This is a genomic window from Rhizobacter sp. P5_A1, from assembly GCF_056400745.1.
Genome location: NZ_JBFUKR010000049.1, coordinates 1 through 16,798 on the forward strand (window position 1 = coordinate 1; position 16,798 = coordinate 16,798).

General features: G+C 66.4%; 19 protein-coding genes and 2 pseudogenes. 6 read left to right on the forward strand and 15 right to left on the reverse strand.

Annotation, left to right across the window (positions count from 1 at the left end; genetic code table 11):
- Positions 1-506: 506 nt before the first annotated feature.
- From AC1DTW_RS27290 to AC1DTW_RS27310, 5 genes are all read right to left on the reverse strand, one after another.
- On the reverse strand, positions 507-1,577 hold the full coding sequence (locus AC1DTW_RS27290; protein ID WP_477985041.1) for an ABC transporter ATP-binding protein: 1,071 nt from the start codon (positions 1,575-1,577) through the stop codon (positions 507-509).
- A gap of 22 nt (positions 1,578-1,599) precedes the next feature.
- Complete coding sequence (locus tag AC1DTW_RS27295; RefSeq protein ID WP_477985043.1) at positions 1,600-2,451, reverse strand: carbohydrate ABC transporter permease; 852 nt, start codon at positions 2,449-2,451, stop codon at positions 1,600-1,602.
- On the reverse strand, positions 2,448-3,320 hold the full coding sequence (locus AC1DTW_RS27300; protein ID WP_477985045.1) for a carbohydrate ABC transporter permease: 873 nt from the start codon (positions 3,318-3,320) through the stop codon (positions 2,448-2,450). The genes AC1DTW_RS27295 and AC1DTW_RS27300 overlap by 4 nt, the downstream gene beginning before the upstream one ends.
- 62 nt (positions 3,321-3,382) lie before the next feature.
- A complete protein-coding gene (locus tag AC1DTW_RS27305; RefSeq protein WP_477985047.1) occupies positions 3,383-4,759 on the reverse strand; it encodes an ABC transporter substrate-binding protein in 1,377 nt (458 codons plus the stop codon).
- A gap of 131 nt (positions 4,760-4,890) precedes the next feature.
- Positions 4,891-5,838, reverse strand: a complete 948-nt coding sequence (locus AC1DTW_RS27310; RefSeq protein WP_477985049.1) for a 2-hydroxyacid dehydrogenase — start codon at positions 5,836-5,838, stop codon at positions 4,891-4,893.
- Positions 5,839-5,934: 96 nt separating this feature from the next.
- Between AC1DTW_RS27310 and AC1DTW_RS27315 the strand changes: the two genes are divergently transcribed.
- From AC1DTW_RS27315 to AC1DTW_RS27325, 3 genes are read left to right on the forward strand one after another with little or no spacing between them, the layout of a single operon-like run.
- Entirely contained in the window at positions 5,935-7,677 is a 1,743-nt protein-coding gene (locus AC1DTW_RS27315) for an IlvD/Edd family dehydratase (protein WP_477985051.1), read from the forward strand.
- Complete coding sequence (locus tag AC1DTW_RS27320) at positions 7,677-8,573, forward strand: 2-dehydro-3-deoxygalactonokinase (protein ID WP_477985053.1); 897 nt, start codon at positions 7,677-7,679, stop codon at positions 8,571-8,573. Before AC1DTW_RS27315 ends, AC1DTW_RS27320 begins: the two co-directional genes overlap by 1 nt.
- Positions 8,570-9,208, forward strand: coding sequence for a 2-dehydro-3-deoxy-6-phosphogalactonate aldolase (locus AC1DTW_RS27325; protein ID WP_477985055.1), 639 nt, complete (start codon positions 8,570-8,572; stop codon positions 9,206-9,208). Before AC1DTW_RS27320 ends, AC1DTW_RS27325 begins: the two co-directional genes overlap by 4 nt.
- Positions 9,209-9,230: 22 nt before the next feature.
- Here the strand turns inward: AC1DTW_RS27325 and AC1DTW_RS27330 are convergent, their stop codons facing one another.
- From AC1DTW_RS27330 to AC1DTW_RS27360, 7 genes are all read right to left on the reverse strand, one after another.
- Positions 9,231-9,881 (reverse strand): LysE family translocator, encoded by a 651-nt coding sequence (locus AC1DTW_RS27330; protein ID WP_477985057.1) that lies wholly within the window; start codon positions 9,879-9,881, stop codon positions 9,231-9,233.
- The gene (locus AC1DTW_RS27335) at positions 9,878-10,378 is read right to left on the reverse strand and encodes a hypothetical protein (protein WP_477985059.1); all 501 of its coding nucleotides are present in this window, start codon (positions 10,376-10,378) and stop codon (positions 9,878-9,880) included. The genes AC1DTW_RS27330 and AC1DTW_RS27335 overlap by 4 nt, the downstream gene beginning before the upstream one ends.
- Positions 10,379-10,405: 27 nt before the next feature.
- On the reverse strand, positions 10,406-11,044 hold the full coding sequence (locus AC1DTW_RS27340; RefSeq protein ID WP_477985061.1) for a LysE family translocator: 639 nt from the start codon (positions 11,042-11,044) through the stop codon (positions 10,406-10,408).
- Between the two features lie 61 nt (positions 11,045-11,105).
- Positions 11,106-11,327 carry a hypothetical protein gene (locus AC1DTW_RS27345; RefSeq protein WP_477985072.1) on the reverse strand — a complete coding sequence of 74 codons (222 nt, stop codon included), beginning with the start codon at positions 11,325-11,327 and terminating at the stop codon, positions 11,106-11,108.
- A gap of 87 nt (positions 11,328-11,414) precedes the next feature.
- On the reverse strand, positions 11,415-11,936 hold the full coding sequence (locus tag AC1DTW_RS27350) for a GNAT family N-acetyltransferase (RefSeq protein ID WP_477985062.1): 522 nt from the start codon (positions 11,934-11,936) through the stop codon (positions 11,415-11,417).
- Between the two features lie 84 nt (positions 11,937-12,020).
- The gene (locus AC1DTW_RS27355) at positions 12,021-12,596 is read right to left on the reverse strand and encodes a GNAT family N-acetyltransferase (protein WP_477985063.1); all 576 of its coding nucleotides are present in this window, start codon (positions 12,594-12,596) and stop codon (positions 12,021-12,023) included.
- Between the two features lie 57 nt (positions 12,597-12,653).
- Positions 12,654-13,022, reverse strand: coding sequence for a hypothetical protein (locus AC1DTW_RS27360; RefSeq protein ID WP_477985064.1), 369 nt, complete (start codon positions 13,020-13,022; stop codon positions 12,654-12,656).
- A gap of 122 nt (positions 13,023-13,144) precedes the next feature.
- Here AC1DTW_RS27360 and AC1DTW_RS27365 point away from each other — a divergent pair, with 122 nt between their 5' ends.
- The gene (locus tag AC1DTW_RS27365) at positions 13,145-14,125 is read left to right on the forward strand and encodes an IS5 family transposase (RefSeq protein ID WP_477985066.1); all 981 of its coding nucleotides are present in this window, start codon (positions 13,145-13,147) and stop codon (positions 14,123-14,125) included.
- Positions 14,126-14,304: 179 nt separating this feature from the next.
- On the opposite strand, the gene AC1DTW_RS27370 is transcribed toward AC1DTW_RS27365, so the two are convergent.
- Positions 14,305-14,634: a TfoX/Sxy family protein gene (locus AC1DTW_RS27370; protein ID WP_477985068.1), complete on the reverse strand. Its 330-nt coding sequence runs from the start codon at positions 14,632-14,634 to the stop codon at positions 14,305-14,307.
- Positions 14,635-14,687: 53 nt separating this feature from the next.
- The gene (locus AC1DTW_RS27375) at positions 14,688-15,119 is read right to left on the reverse strand and encodes a GNAT family N-acetyltransferase (protein ID WP_477985074.1); all 432 of its coding nucleotides are present in this window, start codon (positions 15,117-15,119) and stop codon (positions 14,688-14,690) included.
- Positions 15,120-15,256: 137 nt separating this feature from the next.
- Between AC1DTW_RS27375 and AC1DTW_RS27380 the strand changes: the two are divergent.
- A pseudogene (locus tag AC1DTW_RS27380) lies at positions 15,257-15,820 on the forward strand (IS110 family RNA-guided transposase); the annotation flags it as partial.
- 178 nt (positions 15,821-15,998) lie between these two features.
- On the opposite strand, the gene AC1DTW_RS27385 reads toward AC1DTW_RS27380, so the two are convergent.
- The gene (locus AC1DTW_RS27385; RefSeq protein ID WP_477985070.1) at positions 15,999-16,475 is read right to left on the reverse strand and encodes a group II truncated hemoglobin; all 477 of its coding nucleotides are present in this window, start codon (positions 16,473-16,475) and stop codon (positions 15,999-16,001) included.
- A 181-nt stretch (positions 16,476-16,656) separates the two neighbouring features.
- Here AC1DTW_RS27385 and AC1DTW_RS27390 point away from each other — a divergent pair.
- Positions 16,657-16,798, forward strand: a pseudogene (locus tag AC1DTW_RS27390) (IS110 family transposase); the annotation flags it as partial.

A 16,798-nucleotide genomic window follows, 5' to 3' on the forward strand; every position in this document is an offset into this window, starting at 1 on the left:
GGTCGGTGCTGCGCACCGACTGCACTGCGCTGCTCGGTCCGGGGTCGCGCCGCCGAACTCACTGCGCTCACTTCGTTCGCTGCGTTCAGACAGCCGCGGCGAGTCAGACATTGAGGCACGCGCTGCGCGCGTGCCGACCCCGGCCCTGCGCTGCTCGTCGCCACAGAAATCGCCCGCACCGGGTACCGCCTGCCGCGAAGCCCACCCGCGGCGGCGTTCCCGGAAGAGACGCCTCGACGGTGGTGCAAAGCCGAGAGCGGCCAGGCCGGCGAGGGCATCAAGAAGCCAGCGCCGAGCAGCGCAGCGCAGCAGGGTCGGGCCGCTTGCGGCCCAAGTCCGCATGTTTGAGGCCCGTACCCGGGCCGAGTTTGCGGACTTGCCCTGCGGAGCGAGCAGCGCAGGGCACCCCGACGCAGTCGGGGCGCGGCTTCAGCCCTCGACGGCCTGGCCGCTCTCGGCTTTGCCGCTCCTACGAGCGAAGGCCCGGGTGTCACTTGATGCTCCCTTCAGCCCAGGCGCTTGCCCGACGCCGCGTCGAAGACGTGCGCCTTGTCGGCGTCGATCGCGAGGTAGACGGTCTCGTCCGGCTGCGCGGCGGTGCGGCCGTGGATCACGACGACGAACTGCGCATCGCCGATCTGCAGCAGCAGTTCGGTCTCGGCGCCGGTCGGCTCGACGACGATGACCTTCGCGGCGATGCCCTGGCCCGCGGGCGCGAGGTGCATGTCGCCGGGGCGGATGCCGTAGTGCACCGCCTGGCCGTTGCTGCCGCCGATCTGTGCCGGCACCGGCCAGCGCGTGCCGGCGGCCTCGACCTCGGCGGCGACACCCGAGCCGCGCAGAGTGCCCTCGATCACGTTCATCGCGGGAGAGCCGATGAACTGCGCAACGAACAGGTTGCCCGGACGGTCGTAGAGCTCGAGCGGCGTGCCGATCTGCTCGATGATGCCGTCGTGCATCACGACGATGCGGTCGGCCATCGTCATCGCCTCGATCTGGTCGTGCGTGACGTAGACGGTGGTGGTCTTCAGCCGCTGGTGCAGCGCCTTGATCTCGGCGCGCATCGCGACGCGCAGCTTCGCGTCGAGGTTGCTGAGCGGCTCGTCGAACAGGAAGACCTTCGGGTCGCGCACGATCGCGCGGCCCATCGCGACGCGCTGGCGCTGCCCGCCCGAGAGCTCGCGCGGATGCCGGTCGAGCAGCTTGTCGAGGTTCAGGATGCGCGCGGCATCGTCGACGCGCTTTGCGGTCAGTGCGGCATCGGCGTTGCGCAGGCGCAGGCTGAAACCCATGTTCTCGCGCACCGTCATGTGCGGGTAGAGCGCATAGCTCTGGAACACCATCGCGATGTCGCGGTCCTTCGATTCGAGGTCGTTGACGACCTTGCCGTCGATCGAGATCTCGCCGCCGGTGATTTCTTCCAGGCCGGCGAGCATGCGCAGCAGCGTGCTCTTGCCGCAGCCCGAGGGACCGACCAGCACGACGAACTCGCCGTCCTGGATGTCGAAGCCGATGCCGTGGATGACCTTGATGGGGCCGAAGGCCTTTTGGATGTTCTTGAAGCCGACCGATGCCATGTTCGTTCTCGCTCTGTTGTCGTCAGCTCTTCACGGCGCCGGCGGTCAGGCCGCCGACCATGTAGCGCTTGAAGGCGTAGTAGATCGCTGCCGGCGGCAGCGCGTAGATCAGGCCGGTGGCCATCAGCAGTTCCCACGGCGAATCGTCGGCCGACAGGAAGTTGCCGAGCGCGACCGCGAGCGTGATGCTGGTGTCGTTCGACAGCAGCAGGAACGCGTAGAGGTATTCGTTCCAGGCCAGCAGCAGCGCGTAGGTGCCGACCGCCACCAGCGACGGCACCATCAGCGGCAGGTAGACGAGGCGGAACAGCTGCAGCGGCGAGGCGCCGTCCATGCGCGCGGCCTCGTCGAGCTCGTAGGGCAGCTTGTCGGAGGCCTGCTTCAACACCCAGATGCAGTAGGGCGAAGCGATCGTCACCATCGCGAGGATCAGCGCCCACTGGCTGTTCAGCAGCCCGTAGTTGCCCATCGTCTTGTACATCGGCACCGCGAGGAACGCGGCCGGGATGAAGTACGTGAACAGCGCCAGGTTCATCACCGAGCGGCCGCCCTTGACCTTCAGGCGGCTGATCGCGAACGCGGCCGAGGTCGCGACGAACAGCGTGATCGCGGCCACCGACACCGCGATCAGCACCGAGTTCCAGAGCTGGACCCAGAAGTGGTCGAGGTAGAAGTGCTGCCGGTTGAACACGATCGCGAAGTTCTGCAAGGTCGGGTGATCCGGCCACAGTCGCCCGGAGGTCGCGCTGTCGCGTGGCGAGATCGAGAACAGCACCAGGTGGTAGACCGGAATGATGGTCCACAGGAACAGCGGGATGCCGATCAGCAGCAGTTTGGCCTCGGTGGTGACGGCCTTCCAGGTCTTGGCCTTCATTTCGAGAGCCTCTTCATCATGAAGTAAACCAGCGGCAGAACGAGCGGGAGCGCGACGACGATCGACGCCATCGACAGGTCGACCTGGTCGAGCCGCAGGTAGCGGATGCCCAGGGTCGCAAGCACGTGCGTCAGGTCGGCCGGGCCGCCGCCGGTCAGCAGGTAGACGCTGTTGAAATCGCCGAGCGTCCAGATCATCGACAGGATCAGCGAGGTCACGTAGAGCGTGCGCATCGACGGCCAGGTGATGAAGCGGAACTTCTGCCAGTTCGTCGCGCCGTCGACCGACGCGGCCTCGTACTGTTCGGCGGGAATGGCCAGCCGACCGGCGATCAGGATCAGGGTCCAGAAGGGCAGCGATTTCCAGACGTGCATCAGCATCGAGAAGCTCAGCGCCAGGGTCGGGTCGTTGAGCCAGTTCGGGCCGTCGGCGCCGGTGAGCCTGAAGATCAGCGTGTTGATCACGCCCCACTCCGGGTTCAGCATGAAGCGCACCGACAGGATCGTCGGGATCGACGGCAGCGCCCAGGGCAGGATGAAGATCAGCGACAGGATCTTGATCCACCAGCGCTGGGTCACGAAGAAGCCCGAGAGCACCATCGCGATGACCATCTTGATGTTGATCGCGACGATCAGGAACACCAGCGTGTTGATCACGCTGCGGAAGAAGATCGGGTCGTCGAAGAGCTTGACGTAGCTCGCCGGGTGCCGCGCCAGCCACAGGCCGTAGCCGACCGGGTAGAGCACGAAGATCAGGAACACCAGCACGTAGGGCAGCACGAGCATGCGGCCCCAGAACTGCCAGCGGTCGGGGGCGCGGCGCGGCGCGGTGGAGGCGGCCGCGAGGGCGGCGCTTGCGTTGGAGGCCATGTCGGAGCTCGGTGAGAAGGCGGGCAGCGCGCATCGGCGCCGCCCGCCAGCGGGTCAACCCATCACTGCGCCACTGCCTTGATGCGCGCGATCATCTCGTCGGTGGCCTTGTCGACCGGCACCTTCTCGTTGAGGATGCGGTTCATCGCCTTGGCCCAGACGTTCTCGTTGTTCAGCACCGTGAACTTGTAGTTCTTCGTGAATTCGAACGGCACCGTCCCGTTCATGAACTGGTTGTAGACCGCGAGGCGGTGCGGGTCGGACTTCCAGAACGGGCTCTGCTGCGCGTTCTTCGTCACCGGGAACCAGCGGCCGAGCGAGCCCTCGACATACGGCGTCAGGTTGGCCTCGTCGAGCATGAAGCCGACGAACTGCTTGGCCGCCGCCTTGTTCTTCGCGTCCTTGAAGATCACGCCGGTCTTCACCGCGGCACGGTAGACCATCTTGCTGCCATCGGGCTTGCTCGGGAAGCCGGCGGTGGCGATCAGTTCGGTGTAGTTCTTCTTCGCGGTCGCGCGCTGCGCTTCGGTCAGCGCCGCGTTGTTCATGTCGTCGAGCCACTTCGCGGCGATCGAGATCGTCGCGTTGTGGGTCATCATGATGGTCTTGTTGTGGAACGCGACGTTGTTGTCCGGGTCCTTCCAGCTCGTGCTCGAAGGCGGCGTGCAGCCCTTCGCGTAGACCGAGGTGTAGTCGGTCAGCGCGCTGATCAGGCCGGCGCGCACGGCCGGGTCGTCGACCAGCAGCTTGCCGCTGTCGTTGACGAGCTTGACGTTGTACGCGTCCATGAAGGTCAGGAACGAATAGAACGAGTCGCTCGAATCCACACCCATCGGGAAGCCGGTCGCGTAGGTCCGGTTGCCGGTCTTCTGGCGGTACGCGGGCTGCACCTTCTCGCACCAGAAGCTCCAGTACTCCTTCCAGGTCTTCGGGATGTCGGCCTCCTTGAAGCCCGCATCGCCGAGCATGTCCTTCCAGTACTGGATGTGCATGGTCTGCTGCTTGATCGGGAATGCGTAGTACGCGCGCGACTTGCTCTGGTCGTTGTAGAGGAAGGTCGTCGACAACGCGGCCGGCTCGAAGCGCGCGCGGATCGGGTCGATCACGCTGGTGATGTCTTCGAGCTTGCCGTCGTAGGCCCACTTCGCGGTGACCTGGAAGTCGTAGACGTCGGCGTAGGCCACGTCGGGCGGGCTGCCGGAGTCGAGCGCGGACACGGTCTTCGGGATCATGTCCTGGATCGGGTACTGCGACAGTTCGACCTTGATCTTCGGGTGCTTGGCCTCGAACTTCTTGATCGCCGCGAACAGGGCGTCGTCTTCGGACTTGTAGAAGCCCTTGACCCACCAGACGGTGAGCTTCTCTTGGGCCATCACCGGGGCGGCGCCCAGTACGGTGGCGCCGGCGATCAGGCCGGCGATCCAGGTCTTCAGCTTCATGCGCTTGTCTCCTCCGGTGGTGCCGGAATGGTTGCCTATCGTGTGATCGTATGATGTTTGAATCGGATCGGCCTGCGGACTTTCCCGAGGCCATGCGCCACATCGAGCCACATCACGTCACAGCCGGACACTCATCGGCACTCGGGCACCGGCGTCAGCACGGGCCTGCCGCCGAGCCTCGCGTCGAGGTTGTCGAAGGCGAGCTGCGCCATCGCGCGCCGCGTCTGCGCGGTGGCGCTGCCGATGTGCGGGGTCAGCACGACCTGGTCCATCTCGCGCAGCGCCTGCGGCACGTTCGGCTCCGACTCGAACACATCGAGCGCGGCGCCGCCGAGCGTGCCGGCCTGCAGCGCGGCGACCAGCGCTGCCTCGTCGATCACCGAGCCGCGCGCGACGTTGACGACGCAGCCGGTCGGGCCGAGCGCCTCGAGCACCTGGGCATCGACGAGCTTGCGCGTGCCCGCGCCGCCGGGCGTGATCAGCACCAGAAAGTCGCTCTGTGCCGCCAGCGCCGCGGCGCTCGGAAAGTACGCGTAGGGCAGCGCCGGCTTGGCGCTGCGCGCGGTATAGGCGATGCGCATGCCGAACGCGGCCGCGCGCTGCGCGATGGCCTGGCCGATGCGGCCCATGCCGACGATGCCGAGCCGCGCGCCGGACATCTTGCGACCCAGCGGCAGCGGGCCCTTGGCCCATTCGCCCGCGCGCACGAAGCGGTCGGCACGCGCGATCTGGCGCGACCACGCGAGCATCAGCGCGATCGCCAGGTCGGCCACGTCGTCGTTCAGAACGTCCGGCGTGTGTGTCACGACGACGCCTTGCGCCTTCGCGGCCGCGACATCGATGCCGTCGTAGCCGACCCCCATCACCGAGATCACCTCGAGCGCCGGCAGCTGCGCGATCAGTTCGGCACCGACCTTCGACTCGCCGCTGGCCGCGATCGCGCGGATCTTCGGCGCGACGGCCGCGAACGCCGCCGGGTCGGACTCGTGCAGGCGCTGGTGCACGATGTACTTCGCCTGCAGCGGCTCGAGCAGGAACGGCGGCGGGTTCGCGACGGAGAGGATGTCGATGTCTGGCAAGGTGGGCTCCCGGGTTTTCGACGAGGCAGGGTCAATCGTCGTACCATATTATGTCGAACCACCCGCCACCGCCACACCGGGAAACCGAGCAGCCCCATGAGCCAAGATTCGAAGCCGAAGAAGAAGCCCTCTGAACTGAGAAGCCAGCAATGGTTCGGCCGCCAGGACCGCGACGGCTTCGCGTACCGCAGCTGGGTCAAGGGCAAGGGCGTGCCGCACGACCAGTTCGACGGCCGCCCGGTGATCGGCATCTGCAACACCTTCAGCGAACTCACCCCTTGCAACTCGCACTTCCGCACGCTCGCCGAGCAGGTGAAGATCGGTGTCTACGAGGCCGGCGGCTTCCCGCTCGAGTTCCCGGTGATGTCGCTCGGCGAGACGCTGCTGCGGCCGACCGCGATGCTGTACCGCAACCTCGCGTCGATGGATGTCGAAGAGAGCATCCGCGGCAATCCGGTCGACGGCGTCGTGCTGCTGATGGGTTGCGACAAGACCACGCCGTCACTGGTGATGGGTGCGGCGAGCGTCGACCTGCCGACGATCGGCGTCAGTGGCGGCCCGATGCTGAACGGCAAGTGGCGCGGCCAGGAGCTCGGCTCGGGCACCGGCGTGTGGAGCATGAGCGAACAGGTCCGCGCCGGCACCTTGAAGCTCACCGACTTCTTCGATGCCGAGAGCTGCATGCACCGCAGCCACGGCCATTGCATGACGATGGGCACGGCCTCGACGATGGCGAGCATGGTCGAGGCGCTGGGCATCGGGTTGCCGGGCAATGCCGCGTACCCGGCGGTCGACGGCCGGCGCAACGTGCTGGCGCGCCAGGCCGGGCGGCGCATCGTCGAGATGGTGCACGAAGACCTGAAGCTCTCGCAGGTGATCACGCGCGAGGCCTTCGAGAACGCGATCAAAACGCTGGCCGCGATCGGCGGCTCGACCAACGCGGTGATCCACCTGGTCGCGATGGCGCGCCGCATCGGCGTCGAACTCTCGATCGACGACTTCGACCGGCTCGCGAGCGAGCTGCCGTGCCTCGTGAACCTGCAGCCCTCGGGAAAGTACCTGATGGAAGACTTCTGCTACGCCGGCGGCCTGCCGGTCGTCATGAAGGAGATTGCGCAGCACCTGCACCTGGGTGCGATGACGAGCAGCGGCCGCACCGTCGGCGAGAACATCGCCGATGCGCAGAACTACAACACCGAGGTGATCAAGCCGCTTGGGCGACCGTTCAAGGAGAAGGCCGGCATCGCGATCCTGCGCGGCAACCTGGCGCCGCGCGGCGCGGTGATCAAGCCCAGCGCCGCGACGCCCGCGCTGATGGTGCACACCGGCCGCGCGGTGGTGTTCGAGGACATCGAAGACTTCCACGCCCGCATCGACGATGAAGACCTCGATATCGACGAGACCTGCGTGATGGTGCTGAAGAACTGCGGCCCGAAAGGCTACCCCGGCATGGCCGAGGTCGGCAACATGCCGCTGCCGCCGAAGGTCCTGCGCCGCGGCATCACCGACATGGTCCGCATCAGCGACGGGCGGATGAGCGGCACCGCGTACGGCACGGTCGTGCTGCACACCGCGCCCGAGGCCGCCGCGGGCGGGCCGCTGGCGGTGGTGCGCAACGGCGACCTGATCGAGCTCAACGTGCCGGAGCGCCGGCTGCATCTGCACATCGACGACGCCGAACTCGCGCAGCGCCTGGCGGCGTGGCAGAAGCCCGCGCCGCCGCTCGCGAGCGGCTACTGGAAGCTCTACGTCGACACCGTGCTGCAGGCCGATCAGGGGGTGGACCTGGACTTCCTCGTCGGCAAGCGAGGCGCGTTCGTACCGAGGGACAACCACTGATGGCGGGTTGGCGACCGCTGATCGCGATCGACTGGGGTACGTCATCGCTGCGCGGTGCGCGCCTCGCCGAGGACGGCACCGTGCTCGAGGAGCGCGCGTTCGCGCGCGGCATCCTGACGGTGCCTGCGGGCGGCTTCGCGGCGGTCTTCGACGAACTCTTCGGCGACTGGATGGCCCCAGCCGATGCGCTGTGCCTGATTGCCGGCATGGCCGGCAGTCAGCAAGGCTGGATCGAGGCGCGCTACTGCGCCTGCCCGGCCGGCCGCGCCGAAGTGGCGGCGCGACTCGCGTGGGTCGTGCCCGGCCGGATCGCGATCGTTCCGGGCCTGAGCTGCGAGCACGACGGCGTGCCCGATGTGATGCGCGGCGAGGAGACCCAGGTCTTCGGCGCGCTGCATCTTCTCGGGCTCGACCACGGCACGCTGGTGCTGCCTGGCACACACAGCAAGTGGGTGCGGGTCGAGGGCGGGCGCATCGTCGACTTCGAGACCGTGATGACCGGCGAGTTCTATGCGCTGCTGCGCCAGCACTCGATCCTCGCGCGCACGCTGCCGGCGGATGACGGCGCGCTGCACGATGACGCATTCGACGCCGGCGTCGCGCATGCACTGCGCAGCGCCGGGTTGCTGCAAGCGGCGTTCAGCGTGCGCACGCTGGCCTTGTTCGACCTCCTGGCGCCGGCGCTGCGGCCGAGCTACCTGTCGGGCATCGTGATCGGCGAAGAGCTGCGCTCGCGCGCGCTGCGCGGCACCGAGCAGGTCGTGCTGATCGGCGCGCCGGCGTTGACGCAGCGCTACGCGCGGGCGCTCGCGTCACGGGGCGTGCGCAGCGAGGCCGTCGGCGCGCGGGCCGGCTGGAGCGGGCTGCACGACATCGCGGGCACAATTCGCCGATGAACCCGAACCCATCGTTCACCGACGCGATCGCGGCGCTGCCGCTGATCGCGATCCTGCGCGGGCTGCAGCCCGGCGAGGCGCTGGCGGTCGGTCACGCGCTGGTCGATCAAGGCTGGCGGCTGATCGAGGTGCCGCTGAATTCGCCGCAGCCGCTGCGCAGCATCGAGGCGCTGTCGGCCGCGTTGCCGGGTGCCCTGGTGGGCGCCGGCACCGTGCTGACGACGCAGCAGGTGCGCGAGGTGCACGCGGCGGGCGGTCGGCTCGTCGTCGCGCCGAACTTCGACGCCGAGGTCGTGCGCACCGCGGTGCAGCTCGGGATGGTCTGCCTGCCGGGTGTCGCGACCGCGACCGAGGCATTCGGCGCGCTGGCCGCCGGTGCCCATGGGCTGAAGCTGTTCCCGGCCGAGCTGATCACGCCGGCCGTCGTCAAGGCCTTGCGCGCGGTGCTGAGCGCCGACACGCTGCTGCTGCCGGTGGGCGGCATCACGCCGTCCGGCATGGTCGCCTATCGCGCGGCCGGGGCCGACGGCTTCGGCCTCGGATCGGCGCTGTACAAGCCCGGAATGAGCCCCGCCGAAGTCGGTGCGAACGCGCGTGCGTTCATCGCCGCGTGGCACGGCCTGACCGCAGTCTGACGTGCGCGCGGCGCGGCCCGCGCTAGCGCGCGCTGCGCGAACTCGTTGCGGCCGTGAACATGCCGAGACCGATGTAGATCGCGGCCGTCAGGTACCGGCCCGATGCGCGCGCGCGGTTCAGGTTGCCAAGCGCCGGCGCCGCGGCACCGGCGAGCAGCACGTAGGCCGTGTCGGTGCACGCCGCGATCGCGACGAAGGCCACGCCGAACAGCACGCTTTGCGCCATCGCCGGCAGCCCTGGGTCGATGAACTGCGGCAGGAACGCCGCGAAGAAGAGCGCGGTCTTCGGGTTCAGCAGCGCGACGAAGAAGCCGTCGCGCAGGATCACGCGCGGCGAGGGTGGCGCTTCGCGAGGGGCGTCGGCCGTCGGCGCCCATGGCGCGCGCAGTGTCCTGAGGCCCAGGTACAGCAGATACGCCGCGCCGGCGTACTTGACGATGTCGAACGCCAGCGTCGACACGGCCAGCAGTGCGGCCAGCCCGAGCGACGCAGCGAGCGCATTGCCGAGGTTGCCGAGCGCGACGCCGGCAACCGACGCGAGGCCCGCGCGCCGCCCCTGCGCGAGGGTGCGCGTGACGATGTAGAGGACGCCCGGCCCCGGCGTCGCCGCGAGCACCAGGCTCGCGATCGCGAACGCGGCGAGAACCGGCCAGGTCGCAACCGTGAAGCTCATCGCGCGCCGGCCATGCCGACCACAAAAGCAATCACGAACACGATCGCGAAGAACGCGACCGTGACACCGACCGCGATCAGCAGCGGCCGGGTCCAGCCCCTGCGCGGATACGCGGCGCCGAACTTCTCCTTCACATAGCGTGCCTGTGCGCGCCCGCTCGAGAAGTACCAGACCAGCAGCAGGATCAGGCCGACGCCGCGCGAGGCGCCGTCGAGCGCCTTCGAATCCGGCAGCATCGCCGACATGCCGGCCAGCGCCAGCAGCAGCACGAGCGTCGCGATGGCCCAGGCCTTCGCGCCGGCGGCCTTCGCGGGTTCGCCCAGCGCGTCCCAGTTCTTCATGTGCAGGATGGCGCCGAACACCGGGCTGAACAGCAGGCTCCAGTTCGCCGCCGCGTTCGGGTTCCAGATCCGCGGGGCCGACTCGCGATGCGTGACATCGGCGACGTGGGCGGTGGGCGGTGCGTACGGGTTCGTGGGGCTCCTGCTCTCGAACATCTTCTTGTCTCCCGTTGGAACCTGATCTCAGGCGCGGCCCGACAGCGCGAGCTTGACGCCGAACGACACGAATATCGCACCAACCGCGCGGTTCAGCCAGCGCGTGAACGGCTCGGCGAGCCTGACGCGCCGGCCCGCCGCCGCCGCAAAGAACACCAGCGCGTGGCCCCACAGCATGCTGTTCGCATTGAAGATGCAGCCCAGCGCGACGAAGGCGAGCGCCTTGCCCGACGATGCCGGATCGATGAACTGAGGTACGAACGCGAGAAAGAACAAGGCCACCTTCGGGTTCAGCAGGTTGGTCAGAAAGCCCTGCGCGAAGATCGTCCGGTAGCGCAGCGCCGGCGCCGGCACGGCCTGCATGGCATCGCGCGCCGCTCGCCCGGCCAGCAGCAGGCGAAGACCGACGTACACCAGGTACGCCGCGCCGAGGTACTTGATGACCTCGAACGCCGACGCCGAGGTGGCGAGCACCGCCGACAAGCCGAGCGCCGCCGCGAACACGTGAACGAAGGTGCCGGTGCCGACGCCCAGCGCGGCCGCCGAGCCGGCGCGCCAGCCTTGTCCGGCACTGCGCGTGGCGATCAGCAGCGAGTCGGGCCCGGGCACCATGTTGAGCAACAGGCCCGAGACGACGAACAGCGGCAGGTCCTGGGTTCCGAACATGGGTCGTCAGTCACCTTGCAATTTGCGCGCGCAGCCCGCGCGATGCCTTGGCAGGCTTTGGCTAGCCTCGCTTGTCGCCGAGCACCAGCAGGAGGCCCCCGACCACGATCGCTCCGATGCCGACCCACATTGGCACGCTGACGGTCTTGTTCTCCTTCACGGAGAGTTCGATCGGGCCGAGTTTGACCGCTGTCGTGTCCTTCGTGTAGCTGAAGCCGCCGTAGAGCAGGGCGAGCGCTCCGGCAACGATCAGCGCGATCGCAACGACCCTCGTGATATTCATGGCGTGGCCTCCCTGGTCGATGGCATTTTGCGCCAGCTTCAAGGGTCGTGCGCCTGGCGCACCCACCGGCTTGAAGTCGACGTTGGCTCATGTGCGCTGAATTTCGCGGTGCATCAGCAACTCCCCCGGCGCCACCCGTTGCTCGACATGCTGTCCGGGCGACGCGAGCGAGAAGGCCAGGCGCTCGAGCAAGCGCAACGACCGCAGATTCTCGCGCTTGAGGATGGCGCACAGGCTGCGCACCTGGTAGTGCTCGACAAGCTCGGAAATCATGGCCTGGACCGCTCGGCGCGCGAGGCCGCGACCCCAATGCACGCTTGACAACTCATAGGCGATGGCGGCGGCGCCGTTCGGGCGCACCGTGGCTTGAACATAGCCGACGAGCTCTGCCGTTGGAAGCCGGATGACCCAGTTGAGCCATTGGTCCTGCCCGTCCGAGGAGCGCCTCGATTCGAGTTTGGCGAACCGAGCGCGCAGCCATTCCAGGGAGGGCGGCGGCGCATTCTCGTACTCGTAGATCGCCCGGTCGCTCAGGACCACGAACATCTCCTCGGCGTGCGCCGCCGTCTGTGGCTCCAGCGTGAGACGGGGGGTCTCGATGACGCGCATGCGCGCTCTAACGTCTGACATGAGTGGACAGCGCAGGACGTGGAGCGGAGTCGGTCCGCCCGATGGCGGGGTTGGATGCCATTCTCACCGCAGCGCCTTTCTCAGGAAGACGCGGCGAAAGCCTTCTTCTTGACGCCGCCCATACTCGACGTAGCCCACCTTGATGTACAGCGCGATGTTCTCAAACATCTTCTCGTTCGTGTAGAGATAGAGCGAAGCATGGCCCCGTGCTGCTGCCTCCGTCTCGGCATGAATGAGGAGTGCTTTGCCGACGCCTTGACCCTTGTGCTTGGGAACGACAGCCACGTTCTCGACCAAGAGACCCTCCGGCGTTTCGCAGAGCACGAGAATTCCGGCGATCTCGCCCGCGATCTCCGCAACCACGACATGCTCGGTTTCTACGATCGTGGCGTAGTCTTGAAGCATGGGCCAGGGCTTTCGACCGATTCTTGGAACCCAGTGGGAGTAGGCGGCGTTGACGCAGTCGGTCACGGCCGTCGCATCTCCGGAGCAGGCGCGGCGCAGCTGCAATGAAGGGGAGCTCTGCTCGACCGGGTGATGCATGGCAGCGAACGTTCGGGGCTTGACGGGAATCGCCGGCGGCACGTAGATTGCCCAACTGGCAGTGAACCTCGGTGACATGCTTGAGATGGACAACATGCTCAACTCATTGCTCCGTGCCTTGATACGGAGCACGATTGACATTCGATCGCTTCGCTACTGCGATGCGGAAGCCGCCGACGCGGGCAAGCCGAGCTTCTGAGCTGTCTTGTTTACCGCCCGCCCCGCAACTGACGCCCCGTGTTCGACCGCGCTTGCGGCCTTTTGAACTCCGCGCTTGACCGCACCCTCCACCTTCGTTGCTACGGCCGAGGCCTGACTCGCAGCAGAGTTGGCGACTTCCGCCGGACCTGCCGAGGCTGACACCGCCACCGCTGCGAGCAGGCTGGCGACTGCAAAGACTCGAAGGCTCTTGGCCACATTGGACTCCTGCGAGAACTTGAGAACCGTCGATGATAGTTGCCTGACCAAGTCGACGTTTATGACGGGATCGCGAAAGGCGAACGGGACGAGGTTCTGGGCCATGAGTTCGCGCTCAGGTGAGTTCCAGGGGCTGCCTGCTTTGTGGATTGCGGGGCCTAAGGAAGGTCTGAACAAGTGCATGCTTCTTGCATGGTCGATGGCGGTCATTTATGGAGCGCGCAACCATGAGCCAGATCAGTTTTTCGGACGCGGAGTACGCCGGCAAGCGCAAGAAGACGCGGCGCGAAGTCTTCCTCGATGAGATGGAAGTGGTCGTGCCGTGGAAGGCGCTGCTGGGCCTGATCGAGCCGCACTACCCGGTGGCCGGGCGTGGCCGCAGGCCGTATCCGCTGCAGTCGATGCTGCGCGTTCACCTGATGCAGAACTGGTTCGCGCTGAGCGACCCGGCGATGGAAGAGGCGCTGTACGAGATCGCCTCGCTGCGCGCGTTTGCACGACTGAGTTTGGGCGAGGCTATCCCCGACGAGACAACCATCCTGAACTTCCGCCACCTGCTCGAAGCCAATGACCTGGCTGACGACATCCTCAAGGCGGTCAATGCGCACCTGTCGCGCAAGGGCCTGCTGCTCAAGCGAGGCAGCATCGTGGATGCGACCATCATCGCGGCGCCGAGCTCTACCAAGAACGCCGAGGGCGAGCGTGACCCCGAGATGCATCAGACCAAGAAGGGAAACCAGTGGCACTTTGGGATGAAGGCGCACATTGCCGTCGATGCCCACAGCGGTCTGGTGCACACGGTCACCACCACGGCAGCCAACGAGTCGGACGTCGAGCAGATCGTCGATCTGCTGCATGGCAAGGAACAGCACGTGTGGGCTGACTCGGGCTACCGCGGCGCGCAGGCGCGCATTGACCGGGAGGATCTGCAATGGCACATCGCTGCTCGCCCGAGCGACATCGCTAAGCTGCCTGACGGGCGCCGCAAGGCGGCGACTCAGAAGCGCGAGCACCGCAAGGCCAGCGTGCGAGCAAAGGTCGAGCATCCGTTCCGGGTCATCAAGCGCCAGTTCGGGCTGGCCAAGGTTCGCTTCCGCGGGTTGGCTAAGAACACTGCGCACGTGGTGACGCTGTTCGCGCTCTCGAACCTGTGGATGGCGCGGCGACAGTTGATTGCAATGGCGGTACTCCGTCCGCGAAGCGCATGAACGCCGCGCAGCGCGGCGAAGGCCGCTGGAAACGACCCCGCTTGAGCCCGAACTCTTGGGTGCAGCGGCTGAACGAGTCAAACGCGCTCGCATCTTCACGTTGTTCAGACCTTCCCTAACGCATGACATGAGGGGCCGCTGGAGGCCGCGGGCCGAAAGCTGTCCGCTCGATGGAAGGGCTACGAACCAGTTGCAGCACGGATTGCTTTGCGGGTCCAGGCCAGTAGCGCTTCCTTCGATTCCAGTAGCTCTTCAGGCGCAGCGAAGTACGTTCGGACTTCGACGCGCCGAGCCTTGGTTAGATAGGAAAAAGGTTTCGAACCCTTCGCGACGAATTCCGGTCTGGTTTCATCGTCAACCCGAAGGTAGAGCGTGTTCCCCATGATCATGGCGAACTGCTGCCCGCCGTGCTTCAGCGCGTGGCCGCCAAAGAACGTGCCGTCGCTGAGATTTCCAATGGGCGACAACAACTCCCGAACATGACTGACGAACTCTTTGCTTGCGCTCATCAGTTGATGATACGGCCCGCCGACGCAAGGAGTCCCACGGGCGAGGGCAGGGGTTAGAGCCCCTGTGCGTATGCATTGGGAACGAACCGCTCCATGAGCGTTTGCGGGCGGATTGGGGCCGTGAAGCCGAACTTTGCGTACAGCCCGTGTGCCGTGCTCGTGGCAAGCATGAACCGGCGCAACCCTTGCAGTCTTGGATGCCCCATGACCGCTGCCATCAGCTGCGCGCTGTAGCCTTTGCCACGATGCTCCGGCAGAACGAAGACATCAACGAGGTAGGCGAACGTCGCGTAGTCAGATACGACCCGCGCGAAGGCAACCTGGGACGCGCCGATGAAACCGCCGAAGTTCAATGAGTTCTTGACTGACTCGCGCACGGTTTCGAGGGGAATGCCTTTGGCCCACGCGGACTCCACCGACAGAAACCTGTGGATGAGCGCAACGTCTTGCTCTTCGGCGGCGGTGGATATTCGGAGCGGTTCCATGCTGGGCTCTTTGACATGAGCGGCATGCCGCTCGATGGGAATGCGAAGGGACTTCCGACCTTCGGGCAACGGCGACGAAGCGCCAAGATTGGTGGTGTTCGAAGTCATCAATCTGAAGCCTGTGAAAGGGGAAGTCCGTGGAGCAGAGTACACGAGGTCAGGCCGTTCGCGTAGGGGTCGATCTAGCCAAGCGCGTGATCCAGGTGCATGCGGTGGACGCGGCCGAGCACATGCTCACCAGCCGCGCGTTGTCGCGGGAGAACTTCATGCCCTGGTGCGCGAAGCTGCCCGCAGGGGGCATCGTGGCGATGGAGGCCAGCTCGAGCGCGCACCACTGGGCCCGCAAGCCGATCGCGCTCGGGCTGGACGCACGCATCATCTCGGCGCAGCTGGTCAGCCCGTACCGGCGCGAGGGAGCGAGCGGCAAGAACGACGCCAACGAAGCGGCGGCGATCTGCGAGGCGGCCTCTCGAGCGCGCATGCGCTTCGTGCCGGTCAAGTCGGTCGAGCAACAGAGCATGCTGTGCGTGCACCGGCTGCGCGAGGGGCTCAAGGAAGACCGCACCCCGTGCATCAACCGCATCCGCGGCCTGCTGGCCGAGTTCGGGCTGGTTCTCGCGCAAGGCTCACGCGAGCTGCAAGCCGCGCTGAGCGACGTGCTCGAGGACGCGGGCAATGAGCTCGGCACGCTGGCGCGGCTGCGAACTACCTGAGTCCTGCACCATCTGATCGTCCGATCCGGCCCCATCCCCTTCCTCGCACGACGCAATCCAGACCGCCAATGTGTTGACTACTTCGGAAGTCCCTGTAAAGGGTTAGGCCGCACTCGGGCCGCTCGGCGGCTGCGCTTGCCCGGCAGCGAGGTTCCGGTACCAGCCTTCACCGTTGCAAACCTTCCCAGGACCAGGAAGGAATGCGCAGGTCACTTGGCACTTTGTCCGCGCTCTCGGGGTAAGAGGCCATCGAGTTGGTAGTGGCCCAAGCGAAGTATTCGTGGAGCACGCCGCGAAGTACGTGGTCGGTGACTCCCACATCGTCCAGTGCGCGGTCGAAGCACTCGATAGCGCGACGATCCATCTCCTCGTGCGATCCGTTGCCACTGTGCATTCGAACTACCGAAGACTCGCTACCGTACCGTTGACTGTAGGTCGGTGGTCCACCCCATGCCTCACCCCAGTAGGCGGCCAGCCGCTCGGTATGCCGCGGATGGAAGCCATGACTGAAAGCGTGCGCCACGATCTCGTCAGCCATGACGCGCTGATGCCAAGCATGAGCAAGATGGAGGACGCCTTCCGCGCCTCCAATCGCTTCGAACAGGCTTGCATCTCGCATTGCTTGCTCCTCGCCGAACGGCATGACGCGTTGTGTGCGGCCTAACGTTTGACATGAGCGGCGGCTTGCAGACGGCGAAGCCGGCTGGAAGACGTCCGCTCGATGGGAATGCGAAGGGACTTCCCACCTTCGGGCAACGGCGACGAAGCGCCAAGATTGGTGGTGTTCGAAGTCATCAATCTGAAGCCTGTGAAAGGGGAAGTCCGTGGAGCAGATTACACGAGGTCAAGCGGTTCGCGTAGGGGTCGATCTCGCCAAGCGCGTGATCCAGGTGCACGCGGTGGACGCGGCTGAGCGCGTGCTCACCGGCCGCGCGTTGTCGCGAGACAACTTCATGCCTTGGTGTG

Bases quoted from the DNA above. Each gene is read 5' to 3' on its own strand.
- AC1DTW_RS27290 (WP_477985041.1), bottom strand. From the start codon at position 1,577: ATGGCATCGGTCGGCTTCAAGAACATCCAAAAGGCCTTCGGCCCCATC.
- AC1DTW_RS27295 (WP_477985043.1), bottom strand. From the start codon at position 2,451: ATGAAGGCCAAGACCTGGAAGGCCGTCACCACCGAGGCCAAACTGCTG.
- AC1DTW_RS27300 (WP_477985045.1), bottom strand. From the start codon at position 3,320: ATGGCCTCCAACGCAAGCGCCGCCCTCGCGGCCGCCTCCACCGCGCCG.
- AC1DTW_RS27305 (WP_477985047.1), bottom strand. From the start codon at position 4,759: ATGAAGCTGAAGACCTGGATCGCCGGCCTGATCGCCGGCGCCACCGTA.
- AC1DTW_RS27315 (WP_477985051.1), top strand. From the start codon at position 5,935: ATGAGCCAAGATTCGAAGCCGAAGAAGAAGCCCTCTGAACTGAGAAGC.
- AC1DTW_RS27320 (WP_477985053.1), top strand. From the start codon at position 7,677: ATGGCGGGTTGGCGACCGCTGATCGCGATCGACTGGGGTACGTCATCG.
- AC1DTW_RS27325 (WP_477985055.1), top strand. From the start codon at position 8,570: ATGAACCCGAACCCATCGTTCACCGACGCGATCGCGGCGCTGCCGCTG.
- AC1DTW_RS27330 (WP_477985057.1), bottom strand. From the start codon at position 9,881: ATGAGCTTCACGGTTGCGACCTGGCCGGTTCTCGCCGCGTTCGCGATC.
- AC1DTW_RS27335 (WP_477985059.1), bottom strand. From the start codon at position 10,378: ATGTTCGAGAGCAGGAGCCCCACGAACCCGTACGCACCGCCCACCGCC.
- AC1DTW_RS27340 (WP_477985061.1), bottom strand. From the start codon at position 11,044: ATGTTCGGAACCCAGGACCTGCCGCTGTTCGTCGTCTCGGGCCTGTTG.
- AC1DTW_RS27345 (WP_477985072.1), bottom strand. From the start codon at position 11,327: ATGAATATCACGAGGGTCGTTGCGATCGCGCTGATCGTTGCCGGAGCG.
- AC1DTW_RS27350 (WP_477985062.1), bottom strand. From the start codon at position 11,936: ATGCGCGTCATCGAGACCCCCCGTCTCACGCTGGAGCCACAGACGGCG.
- AC1DTW_RS27355 (WP_477985063.1), bottom strand. From the start codon at position 12,596: ATGTTGTCCATCTCAAGCATGTCACCGAGGTTCACTGCCAGTTGGGCA.
- AC1DTW_RS27360 (WP_477985064.1), bottom strand. From the start codon at position 13,022: ATGGCCCAGAACCTCGTCCCGTTCGCCTTTCGCGATCCCGTCATAAAC.
- AC1DTW_RS27365 (WP_477985066.1), top strand. From the start codon at position 13,145: ATGAGCCAGATCAGTTTTTCGGACGCGGAGTACGCCGGCAAGCGCAAG.
- AC1DTW_RS27370 (WP_477985068.1), bottom strand. From the start codon at position 14,634: ATGAGCGCAAGCAAAGAGTTCGTCAGTCATGTTCGGGAGTTGTTGTCG.
- AC1DTW_RS27375 (WP_477985074.1), bottom strand. From the start codon at position 15,119: ATGGAACCGCTCCGAATATCCACCGCCGCCGAAGAGCAAGACGTTGCG.
- AC1DTW_RS27385 (WP_477985070.1), bottom strand. From the start codon at position 16,475: ATGCCGTTCGGCGAGGAGCAAGCAATGCGAGATGCAAGCCTGTTCGAA.